This window comes from Halorussus gelatinilyticus (assembly GCF_023238445.1).
Lineage (GTDB): Archaea > Halobacteriota > Halobacteria > Halobacteriales > Haladaptataceae > Halorussus > Halorussus gelatinilyticus.
Genome location: NZ_CP096658.1, coordinates 948776 through 962718, shown reverse-complemented (window position 1 = coordinate 962718; position 13943 = coordinate 948776). Strand labels below are relative to the sequence as shown.

Annotated in this window: 13 protein-coding genes; 11 read left to right on the top strand and 2 right to left on the bottom strand. The window is 69.2% G+C overall.

Features of this window, described 5'->3' with window-relative positions:
• The first annotated feature begins 106 nt into the window (after positions 1-106).
• A complete protein-coding gene (locus M0R88_RS05005; protein ID WP_248655866.1) occupies positions 107-1405 on the top strand; it encodes an amidohydrolase in 1299 nt (432 codons plus the stop codon).
• 207 nt (positions 1406-1612) lie between these two features.
• Positions 1613-2644, top strand: a complete 1032-nt coding sequence (locus M0R88_RS05000) for a hypothetical protein (protein WP_248655865.1) — start codon at positions 1613-1615, stop codon at positions 2642-2644.
• A 226-nt stretch (positions 2645-2870) separates the two neighbouring features.
• Here M0R88_RS05000 and M0R88_RS04995 read toward each other — a convergent pair whose 3' ends face one another.
• Complete coding sequence (locus M0R88_RS04995; RefSeq protein ID WP_248655864.1) at positions 2871-3617, bottom strand: TOBE domain-containing protein; 747 nt, start codon at positions 3615-3617, stop codon at positions 2871-2873.
• Positions 3618-3683: 66 nt separating this feature from the next.
• On the opposite strand from M0R88_RS04995, the gene M0R88_RS04990 reads away from it, so the two are divergent.
• From M0R88_RS04990 to M0R88_RS04955, 8 genes are all read left to right on the top strand, one after another.
• Positions 3684-4754 carry an extracellular solute-binding protein gene (locus tag M0R88_RS04990; protein ID WP_248655863.1) on the top strand — a complete coding sequence of 357 codons (1071 nt, stop codon included), beginning with the start codon at positions 3684-3686 and terminating at the stop codon, positions 4752-4754.
• 4 nt (positions 4755-4758) lie between these two features.
• Entirely contained in the window at positions 4759-5832 is a 1074-nt protein-coding gene (locus M0R88_RS04985) for an ABC transporter permease (RefSeq protein WP_248655862.1), read from the top strand.
• A gap of 43 nt (positions 5833-5875) precedes the next feature.
• On the top strand, positions 5876-6964 hold the full coding sequence (locus M0R88_RS04980) for an ABC transporter ATP-binding protein (protein WP_248655861.1): 1089 nt from the start codon (positions 5876-5878) through the stop codon (positions 6962-6964).
• Between the two features lie 90 nt (positions 6965-7054).
• Positions 7055-8869 carry an LEA type 2 family protein gene (locus M0R88_RS04975; RefSeq protein ID WP_248655860.1) on the top strand — a complete coding sequence of 605 codons (1815 nt, stop codon included), beginning with the start codon at positions 7055-7057 and terminating at the stop codon, positions 8867-8869.
• A 242-nt stretch (positions 8870-9111) separates the two neighbouring features.
• Positions 9112-9654: a DUF7384 family protein gene (locus M0R88_RS04970; RefSeq protein ID WP_248655859.1), complete on the top strand. Its 543-nt coding sequence runs from the start codon at positions 9112-9114 to the stop codon at positions 9652-9654.
• 129 nt (positions 9655-9783) lie between these two features.
• Positions 9784-10065: a hypothetical protein gene (locus tag M0R88_RS04965; protein WP_248655858.1), complete on the top strand. Its 282-nt coding sequence runs from the start codon at positions 9784-9786 to the stop codon at positions 10063-10065.
• A gap of 119 nt (positions 10066-10184) precedes the next feature.
• Entirely contained in the window at positions 10185-11147 is a 963-nt protein-coding gene (locus M0R88_RS04960) for a DUF5787 family protein (RefSeq protein ID WP_248655857.1), read from the top strand.
• Positions 11148-11188: 41 nt separating this feature from the next.
• On the top strand, positions 11189-11830 hold the full coding sequence (locus M0R88_RS04955; protein ID WP_248655856.1) for a universal stress protein: 642 nt from the start codon (positions 11189-11191) through the stop codon (positions 11828-11830).
• Positions 11831-11862: 32 nt separating this feature from the next.
• Here the strand turns inward: M0R88_RS04955 and M0R88_RS04950 are convergent, their stop codons facing one another.
• Complete coding sequence (locus tag M0R88_RS04950; RefSeq protein ID WP_248655855.1) at positions 11863-12312, bottom strand: DUF6653 family protein; 450 nt, start codon at positions 12310-12312, stop codon at positions 11863-11865.
• 116 nt (positions 12313-12428) lie between these two features.
• Here M0R88_RS04950 and M0R88_RS04945 point away from each other — a divergent pair, with 116 nt between their 5' ends.
• Positions 12429-13940, top strand: a complete 1512-nt coding sequence (locus M0R88_RS04945; RefSeq protein ID WP_248655854.1) for an arylsulfotransferase family protein — start codon at positions 12429-12431, stop codon at positions 13938-13940.
• Positions 13941-13943: the final 3 nt, after the last annotated feature.

Sequence of the window (13943 nt, the reverse complement as noted above, 5' to 3'; positions counted from 1 at the left end):
CTGTTCGGGGTTCGGATTCAGGCGGGCCGTCGGCGGCGCGGGGCGTTCGACGCGAGTCGGGACCGAACCCGATGGATTGACACGCCGGGCGGGAGAACGATTCCCCATGACGACACTCCGAATCGCGGGCGGCCGGGTTCTTCGCCCCGACGCGACCGTCGAGCGCGCCGACGTACTGGTCGATTCCGAGTCCGGCACGATTACGGCGGTCGGGGACCCCGACGAGGTTCCCGAGGGCGACGAGACGCTCTCCGCCGAGGACGGTCTCGTGATGCCGGGACTGGTCAACGCTCACACCCACGCCGCGATGACGCTCCTGCGGGGCTACGCCGACGACAAGGAACTCGACGCGTGGTTGCAGGAGGACATCTGGCCGGTCGAGGCCGAACTGACCCCCGAGGACGTGCGCGCCGGGACCGACCTCGGCCTGCTGGAGATGATTCGGTCGGGCACCACGGCGTTCGCGGACATGTACTTCCACGAGGAGCAGGTCGTGGACGCGGTGGAGGACGCCGGACTGCGCGCGCGGTTGGGCTACGGCATCGTGACGGTCGGGAAGGACGAGGATGGCGCGCGCGAGGACTGCGAGCAGAGCCTCGCTACCGCCCGGAAGTTCGACGGCGCGGCGGCGGGTCGCGTGAAGACGGCGTTCATGCCCCACAGCCTGACGACCGTCGGCGAGGAGTACCTTCGAGAGTACGTCTCGAAAGCCCGAGACGACGGGATTCCGCTCCACTACCACGCCAACGAGACCGAAGACGAAGTGGACCCGATAGTCGAGGCGGAGGGCGAGCGTCCGCTGGAATACGCCCGCGAACTGGACATGACCGGCGCGTCGGACTCCGTGGCCCACGGCGTCCACCTCGACGGGACCGAAATCGACCTGCTGGCCGAGACGGGCACCGCGGTCGTCCACTGCCCGGCGTCGAACATGAAACTCGCCAGCGGGATGGCCCCGGTCCAAGATATGCTCGACGCGGGCGTGACCGTCGGTCTCGGCACCGACGGCGCGGCCTCGAACAACGACCTCGACTTGTTCGACGAGATGCGCGACGCCGCGATGGTCGGCAAGTTGGCCGCGAACGACGCCAGCGCGGTCCCCGCCGAGAGCGTCGTCCGGATGGCCACCGAGGGGAGCGCCGACGCGCTCGGATTCGACAGCGGTCGCGTCGCGGAAGGCGCGAACGCCGACCTCGCGGTCGTGGACCTCGACGCGCCCCATCTGACGCCCCACCACGACCTCGTGAGCCACCTCGTCTACGCGGCCCGCGGGTCGGACGTGCGCCACACGCTCTGCGACGGCGCGGTCCTGATGCGCGACCGCGAGGTGCTGACGATGGACGCCGAAGACGTGCGGGAGCGCGCCGAGGAACGCGCCGCGGCCGCCGTCGAGCGCGCGGAGTAGCGCTGGGACGCCGGAGCTACCAGAACTCCGAGCGGATTCGGTCGAATCCGCTCGGGAAACGTAACGTTGAACGATTCCGTTGAACGGTAAGAACAGTTTTTAAACTTTATCGACGTCTACGAGACTTTCTATCGTCTAGATTGAACTGCGAAAACAGAGTGGACGGCAAGCGGGGTTTAATCTCTCATTTCCCAAAGAGACGAGTGCATGACATCGACACAACGAACCATCGCGGTCGCCCTCGCGGGACTCCTCGTCCTGTCGAGCGTCGCGGCCGCGGGCGCGGCGAGTACCGCAGCGGCGAACGAAACCGCCAATTCACTCTCCGTCTCGGTCGAACAGGTCGGCGACGACGGCGCGACCGTGACGGTGACTCGAAACGGGTCGGCGGTCGCGAACGCCAGCGTGACGGTCGGCGTCGCCGACGAGAACGTCACGTACGCGGGTGCGGGCGACTACGCGACCGACCAGAACGGAACCGTCGCGCTCCCCGAGCCCGACGCGAACGTCACCGTCTCGGTGACGGCGGAGACCGGTAACGCGACCAGCACGACGACGGTCACGCTCGTCGCCGAGGAGTCCGACGACGGGTCGCTCGCGGTCGCCGTGGACCAGACCGACGGCGGTGCCACGGTGTCCGTGACCGACGACGGCTCGGCCGTCGCCAACGCCTCCGTCACGGTCGCAGTCACGGACGAGAACGCGACCTACGAGGGCGCTGGCAGCTACGTCACCGACGAGAGCGGTACGGTGGCCCTGCCCGCCCCCAGCGAGAACGTGACCGTCGAGGTCACCGCGGAGAAGGGCAACGCGACCGGCACCGAAACGGCCGCGCTCACCGTCAGCTCGGGCAACGAGAGCGGGAAGTCCTTCGGTGACCTCGTCTCCTCGTTCGTCAACAAGATGATGGACGCGGGCGACGACGGCGGTCCCATCGGACAGGTCATCTCGGAGTTCGTGACCGAGAACAACCCCGGCAACGCCGACGAGAAGCGCCCCGACCACGCCGGCAAGTCCGGCGATAAGGGCAAACCCGACCACGCGGGTCCGAACGACGAGACCCGGAACGGTACCGACGAACCGGAGAACGGCACTGACGCGCCGGAGAACGGCACCGACGGCGGTTCGGCCGGTCCGCCCGACAACGCAGGAAACGGCGGCGACTCCGGCGAGGAGTCCGACGACGGAGACGACTCGAAGAAGGGCAAGAACGGCAAGGGGAAGGGTAACGGGAAGTAGACCGAACACTCCTCTCCACCGACCCGCTTGCGCTGACGAGTACTTCCACTGACGACTCCCTCGGCGTTTCACCTCCGCCGACGGGTTTCGTGATGCGTAGCTCTCGCCGACGGTAATCCGTGACCGGCGCGTTCGTCGGTCCGGTTCTGAGACACCACAGACAGGTGTACAATATTTTAACGTTGATAGAGGAGTCTTTAAGCCGTACGAATGTTTCCCGACCGGCTCACTCCCCCGGACTCGCCCGCGTCGCGGTCGCTTTGAACGACGCGACCACGGCCGACCCCTCGTCCAAGTCCAACGTCTCGACGCTCGACATCGTGACCAGTGCCGCGAGGGTCGCGTCCGTCCCCACGTCCACGAGGACGCGCGCGACCTGCTCGCCGGCGTCGATGGCCGCGACGCTCCCCGAGAACCGATTCCGCGCGCTGGTCGCCTCCGCGGCCGGGGCGGCGTCGGGCGCGTGGAGCGTCACCGCGTCCGCTCGAACGGCGACCTGCACGGCGTCGGCGTCGGCGTCGGCGACCCGCACGCCCTCCGCGTCGGCGTCCGGCGCGCGCTCGGTCCCGGATTCCGCCGGGGGTGCGAGCGCACGGACCCGCCCCGCCGGGGTCTCGACGGTGGCCAACTCGCCGTCGCGGGCGACGACCTCGCCGGAGAGGACCGCCTCCTCGACCTCCGCCGTGCCGGTGAACTCCGCCCGCAGGCGCTCGAAGCGTGCCAGCAGGTCGCGGGCCTCGTCGGTGAGTCGCGACCCGCCGCCGCCCGACCCGCCGCGCTGGCGGACCACCAGCGGGCCGAGCGCGTCTTCGAGCGCGGTCAGACGCTGGTGGGCGCGGGAGTACGACCGGTCGAGCGCGTCGGCCGCGCGGTTCAGCGACCCTTCTTCGTCCACGGCGCGCAGGAGGTCGGCGTCGCTGGCGTCGAACTCCACCTCGCCGGCCCGGAGGTGGGCCTCGAATCCGGCGTCCATGCCCCGAACCAGAGCGCGAGCAGTCAAAACCGTTATGTCTGGTGCGATAGAACCGGGGTTGTGTCTATGAGGGAACAACGCTCGCGCAGGGATCTGCTGAAGGCGACGGGTGCGCTCGGCGTCGCCGGACTCGCGGGGTGCGTCGGCGGGGAATCGACCGGTGGGGGGACGACCACCGGAACGACGGCGAGCGACGGGGCGAACGCGACCGAGGCGTCGGGCACCCCGACGCCGACCTCGGACTCGATGACCGTCTTCCACGCGGGGAGCCTCGCGCCGCCGTTCGGCGCGGCCGAACCGAAGTTCGAAGACGAGTACGGCGTCACGGTCAACCGGGAGGCCAAGGGGTCGGTCGCGTCAACGAAGAAGATAACGACGCAGGGCCGGAGCGCCGACGTGTTGGGCGTCTCGGACTTCCGACTCATCCGGGACCGCGTCCTGCCGGAGTACGGCAGTTGGTACGCCATCTTCGCCGCCAACGCGATGTCGCTCCAGTACCGCGAGGACTCGCCCGGCGCGGGCGAAATCGGCCCGGACAACTGGTGGGAGGTCCTCTCGCGCGACGGCGTGAAAGTCGGCCACAGCGACCCCGCCATCGACCCCGGCGGCTACCGGGCGGTCATGGCGATGCAGTTGGGCAAGGAGAAACTCGACGGAACGCGACTCTACGGCCAGCAGACCTTCGAGAAGATTCGGGACAACATGACCGTCCCGACCGGGACCGAGACCAAGTTGGAGGGCCAACTCGAGTCCGGTAAACTCGACTACGCGCTCTACTACCGCTCCATCGCCTCCCAGTCGGGGATGCCCTACGTGGACCTCCAGCCCCACGTGGACCTCTCGAAACTGACGACGAAGTACGCCAACCACTACGCCAAGGCGGAGGTCGAGACCAGCGCCGGGACGTTCACCGGCGCGCCCATCGCCTACGGCATCACGGTGCCGAGCGTGGCCGAGGCCCCCGTTCTGGGCGCGATGTGGGTCGAGTACATGACGACCGAACCGGGCCGGAAGATTCTGAAGGAGACGGGCCTGATTCCGAAGGAACCGGCCGTCGTCACGAAGGACGGCGACGTGCCCGCTCGCGTGGCGAGACGCGCGGAGGCAAAGACTTCAGTGGGTCCGCTCGAACTGTGAAGCCGTGAGTACAGACACGGAGACGCAGGGCGAGTCGGGACGCCGGGGCGACGCGACCGCCGCCCGGCGAGAGACCGATTCGGCCGCCGAGACTCTCGGCGGCCGAATCGGGGCGGGGACGACCGTGCTGGCGGTCGTCTCGGTCCAACTCGTCGCGTTCGCGGCCGCGCTGGCGGTCGGCTACCCCGGCGCGTACGCCGGGTTCGCGGTCCTCTCGGCGGCGGCCATCGCGGCCGCCCGGAACCGCGGCACCTTCGGCGTCCTCGCGGCGACGCTCGGGACCGTCCTGCTGGTCGCGCTCGGACTCCCGCTGTTGATGATGGTCGCGCGCCAAGACCTCGGACTGGTCGCGGAGATGGCGACCGACCCCGGCGTCCAGCGGGCGCTCTACCTCTCGGTGTACGCCCCGCTCCTCGCCGCAACCGCCAGCGTCGCGCTCGGAGTTCCCCTCGCGTTGGTCCTCGCTCGCGGCTTTCCGGGACAGCAATTGGTCGAGAGTCTGGTGGACCTCCCGCTCGTCGTCCCCCACAGCGTCGCGGGACTCGCCATCCTCTTCGGGTTCGGGGAGGGCGGAGCCTTCGGCGGCGTGCAGTTCACCATCCCGATTATCGACTTCACCTTCAAATTCACCGTCCTCCAGACGATGCTCGGGATGGTGCTGGCGATGACGTTCGTCTCCGCGCCGTTCGCCGTGAACGCGGCCCGCGAGGCGTTCGAGTCGGTCCCGACCCGCGTCGAGTGGGCCGCCCGGACCCTCGGCGCGAACCGCTTGGAGACGTTCCGGCGCGTGACCGCGCCGCTGGCGTGGCGCGGCGTCCTGACCGGCGGGGTGCTGGCGTGGGCGCGGGCGGTCTCGGAGTTCGGCGCTGTCGCCATCGTCGCCTACAGCGTGGACTTCTTCTACCTGCCCGAGGGCGAGACCGTGAGCGCCCAGCACGCGCCCGTCTTCATCTACAACACGTACCTCTCGGCGGGTCTCGAAGAGTCGGGCGCGGTCGCGGTCCTCCTGCTGGCGCTCTCGGCGCTCATCTTCCTGCTCGTGCGAACGGTGGCGTACGACGACGGAGGGTGGCCGTGAGACCGACCGCTTCGCTCCGGCCGGCCGCCGGAGGTGGTCGGCCGTGACGCTCGACATCGACGTGGCCGCGGCGTTCACCGCCGAGGGCGCGGACCGGTTCCGCGTCGCGGCCGACCTCTCGGTCGCGGACGGCGAGACGCTGGTCGTCCTCGGGCCGAGCGGGTCGGGCAAGAGCCTCCTGCTCGAAACCGTCGCGGGGTTCCACGACCACGAGGGCCGGGTCGCGCTGTCGGGTCGGGACCTGACCGACGAACCGCCCGAGGAGCGCGGTCTCGGCTTCGTCTTTCAGGACTACGCGTTGTTCCCGCACATGTCGGTCCGAGAGAACGTCGCGTTCGGCGGGCGGTACCACGACACCCGCGACTCCGACGAGTTGCTGGCGGAGTTCGGCGTCGCGGACCTCGCCGACCGCTACCCGCCGACGCTCTCGGGCGGGGAGTCCCAGCGGGTCGCGCTGGCCCGCGCGCTGGCGGTCCGGCCCGACGCCTTCCTGCTGGACGAACCGCTCTCGGCGCTCGACGTGCCGACCCGCCAGACGCTCCGGGAGGTACTGGCCGACGTGCTGGCCGACGAGACCGCGATGTACGTCACGCACAATCGGACGACCGCGCGGGCCATCGCCGACCGCGTGGCGGTCATCCGCGACGGCCGAATCGTCCAGATCGGCAGTAGCGAGGAGATATTCGAGCGGCCCGAGTCCCCGTTCGTCGCGCGGTTCACGGGCGCGAACTGCCTCGAACTGGAGGCCGGCGAACTCGCGGTCCCCGGCGGGTCGCTCTCGTTCGACGGCGACGGGGAGGGCGAGGGCGACGCGACCCACCTCGCGGTCCGGCCCGAACACGTCGAACTCGACCCCCCGAACCCCGACTTCTCGGCCCCGGTAGAGCGCGTCGTCCGCGAGGACGGCCGGGACCGCGTCGCGCTCGACGTGGCGGGCCAGCGACTCGACGCCTACGCCGATACCGCCGGACCGCTCGTCAGCGAGCGGTCCGGCAGTGAACAGTCCGGCAGTGGTTCCTCCGGCAGTGATACCTCCGGCCGCGAGCGCGCCGACGGCGGTGCCTCCGGCACGGGAGAGGCGGTCGGGGTCGCGCTCCCCCGCGACCGAGTGACCGTGCTTTCTGACAGATAGGTATTCTGTCGCCTCGCGGCGAAAAAATTACTTACGAGAGCATTTGGAACCCTCCCGCATGGCACGCGAACAGCGAATCCGGGTGGTACGGTGAGCATCGTGGGTGGCACGCTCGGCAAGGTGGCGGCCGTCTTCGCGGTCGGACTGGTCGTCTCGGCCGCGGGGGTCGGCGCGGCGCTCTCGACGGGCGTCGTCAGCCCCCAGCCGCCGACGGTCGAATCGGTCGAGAACGAGTGGGGCGAGATTTCCGCCGAGCGCACGGGCATCGACACGACCGTCGTCGTGAACAATCCGAACGGCGTCGGCGTCCCCGGCGTCGTCGGCGTCTCCTACGACGTGTCGATGAACGACGTGCAGATGGCCTCGGGGAAGACCGGCGGCGTCTCGCTGTCGCCCGGTCGCAACGAGTTGACGCTCCAGACGCACATCGACAACGAGAAGATTCCGGCGTGGTGGGCCAGCCACATCAACAACGGCGAGAAGACGACGCTCTCGGTGGACCCCTCGGTGAAGGCGGCGTTCCTCTCGAAGGGACTGCCCGCGCAGAACCGGACGTTCGAGACCGACATGCTCTCGTCGTTCGAGAGCCAGTCCGGCCAGTCGGTCGAGGTGAACGGCCAGACCGTCCTCGCCGTCGAGGAGACCGACGCCTCGTGGGGACGGGCGACCCGTAACGAGACGCCCCTGCAGTTCACGGGCACGGTCCGCAACCCCAACGGCGCGCCCGTCGAGTTCTCGAAACTCGGCTACGAGGTCTCGATGAACGACGTGACGGTCGCGGAGGGGACGACCGGCGAACCGGTCGAAATCGCGGCGAACTCGACCGACACGATTCGAATCAACGCCACGCTCGACAACCGGAAGTTGGACGAGTGGTGGGTCAGCCACCTCCGGAACGACGAGACGACGCGGCTGAACGTCTCGGTGTTCGCGGTCGCCGAGACCGATTCGGGCACCGAGCGCGTCCCGCTTCCGTTCCTGAGCCAGCGGGTCGTCTTCGAGACCGACATCCTCGCTGGCGGGCAGGCGACGACTCGAACCGTCGAGTCCTCCGACGGATTCGGCTTCGAACCGCCGCGGGTCGGGTCGGTCGAGCGCGACTGGTCGGCGACCGATTCGGGCACCCAGTTTTCGACGCGCGTCGTCGTGAACAACCCCAACCCCGCCGACTCCGCGCTCGGCGAGGTCGGTCTCGACGCGAACTACCGCGTGGCGCTCAACGACGTAACGCTGGTCGAGGACGGCACGCAGACCACGCTCGGACCGGGCGAGAACCAACTGAAGTTCTCCGGCGAGGTGAGCGACCGGACCATCACGAAGTGGTGGATAAGCCACGTCGAGAACGGCGAGCGGACCCGACTCACGACCGCGGGCGGCGCGACCGCCGACCTCGGCTTCGCCAAACTCCCGGTTCCGCTCCCCGGCGAGAACCGGACGTTCGAGACCGACATGCTCGCCGGGTTCTCGAAGACCGACCAGACCGTCTCGGTTCGCGGCCGGACCGTCGCCAGACTCCACGATATGAACTCGACGTGGGGCGACGCGACGATGGAGCGGACGCCGATGGAGATCTCGGGCGACGTGACCAACGAACGGAGTCGCCCGCTGACGGTGAAGAAGTTCGGCTACCGCGTGACGGCGAACGACGTGGTGCTGGCCGACGACGAGTCGCGGGTCGGCACGACGATTCCGGGGAAGGCGACCCGGCGCATCGAGACGACGGGCTACCTCGACAACGAGAAGATTCCCGCGTGGTGGGTCAGCCACCTGAACCGCGGCGAGCGGACCAAACTGTCGGTGTCCTACTACGTCGTGGTGGAGTACCGCGGCCAGCAGTTCACGGTCCAACTGGACGGGATGAGCTACACCGACACCATCGAGACGAACGCCTTCGGAAGCGCGTAACTCCTCCGACGCTTTTTTGCGAGCGGTCAGGGCTTTCTGAAGCGCCGGCTTTACTCCCCGTGAGATTCCCCACTTTCCGGCAGTTCGTAGCGAGTCGAGCAGACTTTTCACCGCGCGAACCCACCCTCCGAGCATGAACTGGGCCGACCTCTTCGAGCGCGCCGAGGCGTACGAGACCGACGTAGCGTCGATACGTGCGGCGCTCGCCGACCGCCGAGAATCCGCCGACGAGGAGGCCGACGATGCCTGAGACGCCCGAGACGAATCCGGCTCGAATCGTCGCAGACGCCGACGTGCTGGCCGCGGACCTCCTCTCCGGCGGGAGCGAGGCGCAGAGCGCCCCGGTGAACGCGAGCGGAGAGCAAAGCGACCCGCGAGACGGAAACGCCGCACGCGAGGCGATGGACGCGATTCGCGCCCACTCGTGGGTCGAACTGGTCGCCAGCGACCACCTGCTCGACGACGCCGAGGCCGTCGTCGCGGAACTCGCGGACGCCGACCTCGCGGCGGCGTGGCGCGAGCGAATCGAGGAGTTGCGCGTCGAGGTCGAGCATCCCCGCGGCGACCATCCGGCGCTGGCGAGCGCGTATCGGGGGCAGGCCGCCCACGTTCTGAGCTACGACGAGGGACTCCGGAGCGCGGAGGCGAGCGCGACGTTCGGGTCGCGCCTGAACGTGAGCGTCAAGACGCCCGAGGGGTTCGCCGCGCTGTTCGACCCCGAATCGCTGTACGAAGCCGTGGCGAACGGCGAGTACCCCGGTCCGGACCGGGACCCGCGCGAGTAGCCGGGGACGCGACGACCGCTAAACGACACCTATCCTACAGAACGCGATTCCAGTAACGCCGACTACAGAAATATTATTCATATTACACTTTTGGGGTCGGCGTCCCAACTTACGCGTGAGGACAGACCGATGAAACTGAACGCAAATCTCCGGCGGGTCGCGCCTTCGGCCCGCACTCGGCACGGTCGCATCGCCGCGGGACTCACTCGGTTCACGCTCCCGGTCGCCGCGCTGCTGGCGTTCGTCGTCTCGGCGCTGGCCACGGGCGCGGTCTTCGCCACCGCGGTGGACCTCGTGCAGCTCACGCTCCCGGTCCTGCTGGTCGGGTGGGTCGCCAGCATCGGCGCGACGTTCGCGCTGCCGGTGTTGGTCGTCCGCGGCGTCGTCGCACTGCTCGAACGGTCGCAGTAGCGGAACCGCACGCGAATCGACCGCCGCCAGTCGCCTCGTTTTTCGCCGCCGGTTCGCTCACCTCACGGCTACGAAGGGACGAGCGAGACTTTTTCTCCCCCGCGCCCCGAGTCGGGGTCGTGCGAGAGTACCCCTTCGAGTTGGCGCTGTGCGCGCACCTCGAAGCCAACGAAGAGACCGTCGTCGCCCGGCAAATCGGCGGCGGGGTCCGCGCGCCGTCGAACCGGGTCCTCGACGTGGTGTGCGTCGAACCCGGCCCGGAGATGGACGCGCGGGCCGACCTGACGCCCTCGACGATTCCGGACCTCGCCGTCGAGAGCGACGTGGGCGTCGGGCGGGCGCGCGACCCCGTCGCGGCCATCGACGCCCGGCCTGAGCGTGCCCGGAGCGTCGCCGAGCGCGCGGTCGAAATCGGCTTCTTCGAGCGCGGGGTCGGCGGCGGCGTCCGGCGGGTCGCGCGCTACCCCGACGACTGGTTCGGAAAGCTGGTCGCGATAGAGAACAAGCCCGACCTCGGCGACCCCGGCGACCTCCGGACCCAACTCCGGAAGGACGCGAGCCTCGCGCTCGCCGACGAGGTAATCCTCGCCACCGAGAGCTACGTCACGGGCGCGCACCTCAACCGCATCCCCGAGGAGGTCGGCGTCTGGCGCTTCGATCCAGAGTCGGGCGACCGCGAGGAAGTCCGGGAACCGACCCCGCTCGACGCCGACGGCTGGGGGCTCGAACTGCTGGACGAACACCCGCTCCGGACCGACGTGGCCGCGGTTCCACCCGAAGCGAAGGCCCGCCAGCGCCGGCGGACGGCCGAACGCGCCTACGGCAAGGGGTGGCGACCCGACGCGTTCCCGGCCTGCGCCGAGGTCGAACCGGTCGCCCGAGAGGGGAGCGAGGGCCTGCCGTTCTGCCGCTGGAAGGACCGGGTCGTCAACCCCGCGCGCTGCGGGCCGGACTGTCCGGGCCACGACCCCGCGGACCCGCCGGAGGTGGACCCCGAGGCGGCGCGCGCCGGCCGGACGCCGTGGGTCGCGGACCCCGAGGGAAAGGCCAGACGGCAGTCCGGCCTCGACCGGTTCGGGTGAACGCCCGAGGGTATTTTTGGCCGAGGGTCGAACGTCCGGACATGTACGACCGGATTCTGGTGCCGACCGACGGGAGCGAACAGCACGCGGTGGTCACGCAGGCGATGAACCTCGCGGAACTCGCCGACGCCACGGTCCACGCGCTCTACGTCGTGGACGAGCGCGCGCTGGACTACCAGCCCTCCGAGTCCGGACGCGAGGAGACCCGTGACGCGCGCCGCGAGGAAGGCGAAGCGGCGACCCAACACGTCGCCGAGGCTGGCGAAGACCGCGGCGTCGAAGTAGTCACCGCCATCGAGGAGGGGACGCCCGCGCAAGCCATCGTCGAGTACGCCGACGCCGAGGACGTGGACGTGGTCGTGATGGGCACTCACGGCCGGTCGGGCGTGGACCGCTACGTCCTCGGGAGCGTGACCGAGCAGGTCGTCCGGACCAGCGAGGTGCCCGTGCTGACGGTCAACCTCGCCCGCCAGCGCCGGGCGGTCCGCGACGACGAGACCGCCGTCGAGCGCGCCAAGCAGGTCCTCGCCGACGAGGGCCACGCGGTCGCCGACGTGCCCGAGGATCCGTATCGGGAGAGCAACACGTGGCTCGTCCGGGTCGAGACGGAAGACGGCGAGACGTTCAACGTCCACATCGACGCCGCGTCCGGCGAAGCGCGACTCGCGCGCATCGGGAAGTGAGGCGGAAAAGGGGCCGGTTTACGGTCGGAGCGTCATCGCTCTTCTGCCCTCGCCCCCTCGCGGTCGTAGAGCTTCGCCATCTCGTTGACGAACGCGAGTTTCAGCGCCATCGACAGCGCCGTGAACAGCGCGGTCCGGGCGGGTCGCCGCCGAATCGCGGCGTAGACCGCCCAGCAGAAGACCGGTACGTTGACCGCGTTCAGGAGTCCCGCCCGGCCCGCGTCGGCCCCCTGCACCCACAGTCGCTCGCCGCAGACGCCGCGGGTCATCCAACTGTCGTCGGCCCCGGGACCGGGTTCCGGAAAGAGGACGGGGTTGACCGCGACGAACGCCACCGTCGCCGCGAAGAGCCTCCAGTTCCGCGCGTAGACGGCGTACCGCAGGAGCGGACCGGTCGGCACGCGCGACCACCCCGACGCCGGATGCTCGTGGCGCTCCCAGAAGTCGGCGTCGGCGAGGCGTCGCCGGAGGGCGGAAGCCATGCGCCCGAATACCGCGGGAGACCACGAAACACTCACGTCGGTAGGAGGACACCTCCGGCCGAGTAAGCGCGCCCTAACCAGTAGCGGTAAATCGACCAATGCCGATACCAGAATCCATGCAATCGACCGCCCGGCGGCCACTCGCCGTCGCGTTCGCCGTGTTGTGTTGTCTCTCTATGGTCGCGCCCGTCACGGCCGTGACGAACGGAACCGCCCCGGCCGACTCGGGGGCGGCCGCGTTCGCTCAGAACGCGACCGACGCTCCCAATCCCTGCGTCGGGACGATGACCTCGCCCGCGAACGGGACGACCGTCATCAGCGTGCAGGGGTTCCAGTTCGGGAAGGACGGCGGCAAGCGCCCGGCGAAACTCGTCGGCGTCGGCCCGAGCGGCGAAATCCGGTGGGTCCACCAGAGCGCCGAGAAGTACGACGTGGTCTGGGGCTACGACGTGGACCCGATGGACAACGGGAACCTCTTCGTCACCGCCACGGTGAAAGGCCACAAGACGCTGGTCTACGAATTTAATCCCGAGACGCAGGAGCGCGTCTGGGCGAAGACGTTCGACCTCGGGGACACCCACGACGCCGACCTCATCAACAACGGAACCGAGATTCTGCTGGCGAACATGCGCAACTACAACGCGACCGCCGAGCGCAACGACGATCGCATCTTCGTCTACAACCGCACGACCGAGCGAATCGAGTGGCAGTGGCGCTTCGACGACCACTACGACCGCCGGAACCTCGAAGAGAACTACACCGACGACTGGACCCACGTCAACGACGTGGACAAGATCGGCGACGGTCTCTACCTCGCTTCGCCGCGGAACTTCGACCAAGCCATCGTCGTCAACCGCTCGACGAACGAAATAGTGATGAAACTGGGCGAGGACGGGAAGAAGAACATCCTCTCCGAACAGCACAACCCCGACTACCTCGAAAGTCGAAACGGGACGCCGACCCTGCTGGTGGGCGACAGCGAGAACGACCGCATCGCGGAGTACGCGAACCCGGACGGCGACCTGACGAACGGCAGCGGATGGAACCGGACGTGGACCCTGAAGGGCGACCTGAGTTGGCCCCGCGACGCCGACCGCCTGCCCAACGGCAACACCCTCGTCACCGACTCCAGTAACCACCGCGTGCTGGAAGTGACTCCGAAAGGGACGGTCGTCTGGGAGGTCTACGCGCCGTGGCTAGTCTACGACGCCGCGCGCATCCCCGCCGGCGAACACGGCGGCCCGACCGCGACCGACCTGAACGCGAGCGGGACCTACGAAGTCCACGGCGACAGCGATATCCACCGGAACCAGAGCGAACTGAGCCGGTGTCACCAACTTCTTCAGAATATCAGCGGTCTCGCCGCCGGCGAGACCGCGTCGCCCGCGAGCGACGCCGGAGCGACCGACACGACCGACCAGAGCGCGATGGACGACGCGTCCGGCGAGAGCGACACGTCCGACGAGAGCGACACCGGGGCGGACGCGACGAGCGAGAACGCCGCCGGAACCGAGAGCGAGGTCGGCGACCCCGCCGACGCGACCGGCGGGGTCCCCGGATTCGGCCCGTTCACGGCGCTCGCGGGCCTGTTCGTCGCGCTCGGCATCGGCGTCCGTCGGCGTCGGTAGCGT

Excerpts from the sequence above, each read along its gene's own strand:
- M0R88_RS05005 (WP_248655866.1), top strand. The coding sequence starts at position 107 with ATGACGACACTCCGAATCGCGGGCGGCCGGGTTCTTCGCCCCGACGCG.
- M0R88_RS05000 (WP_248655865.1), top strand. The coding sequence starts at position 1,613 with ATGACATCGACACAACGAACCATCGCGGTCGCCCTCGCGGGACTCCTC.
- M0R88_RS04995 (WP_248655864.1), bottom strand. The coding sequence starts at position 3,617 with ATGGACGCCGGATTCGAGGCCCACCTCCGGGCCGGCGAGGTGGAGTTC.
- M0R88_RS04990 (WP_248655863.1), top strand. The coding sequence starts at position 3,684 with ATGAGGGAACAACGCTCGCGCAGGGATCTGCTGAAGGCGACGGGTGCG.
- M0R88_RS04970 (WP_248655859.1), top strand. The coding sequence starts at position 9,112 with ATGCCTGAGACGCCCGAGACGAATCCGGCTCGAATCGTCGCAGACGCC.
- M0R88_RS04965 (WP_248655858.1), top strand. The coding sequence starts at position 9,784 with ATGAAACTGAACGCAAATCTCCGGCGGGTCGCGCCTTCGGCCCGCACT.
- M0R88_RS04955 (WP_248655856.1), top strand. The coding sequence starts at position 11,189 with ATGTACGACCGGATTCTGGTGCCGACCGACGGGAGCGAACAGCACGCG.
- M0R88_RS04950 (WP_248655855.1), bottom strand. The coding sequence starts at position 12,312 with ATGGCTTCCGCCCTCCGGCGACGCCTCGCCGACGCCGACTTCTGGGAG.
- M0R88_RS04945 (WP_248655854.1), top strand. The coding sequence starts at position 12,429 with ATGCAATCGACCGCCCGGCGGCCACTCGCCGTCGCGTTCGCCGTGTTG.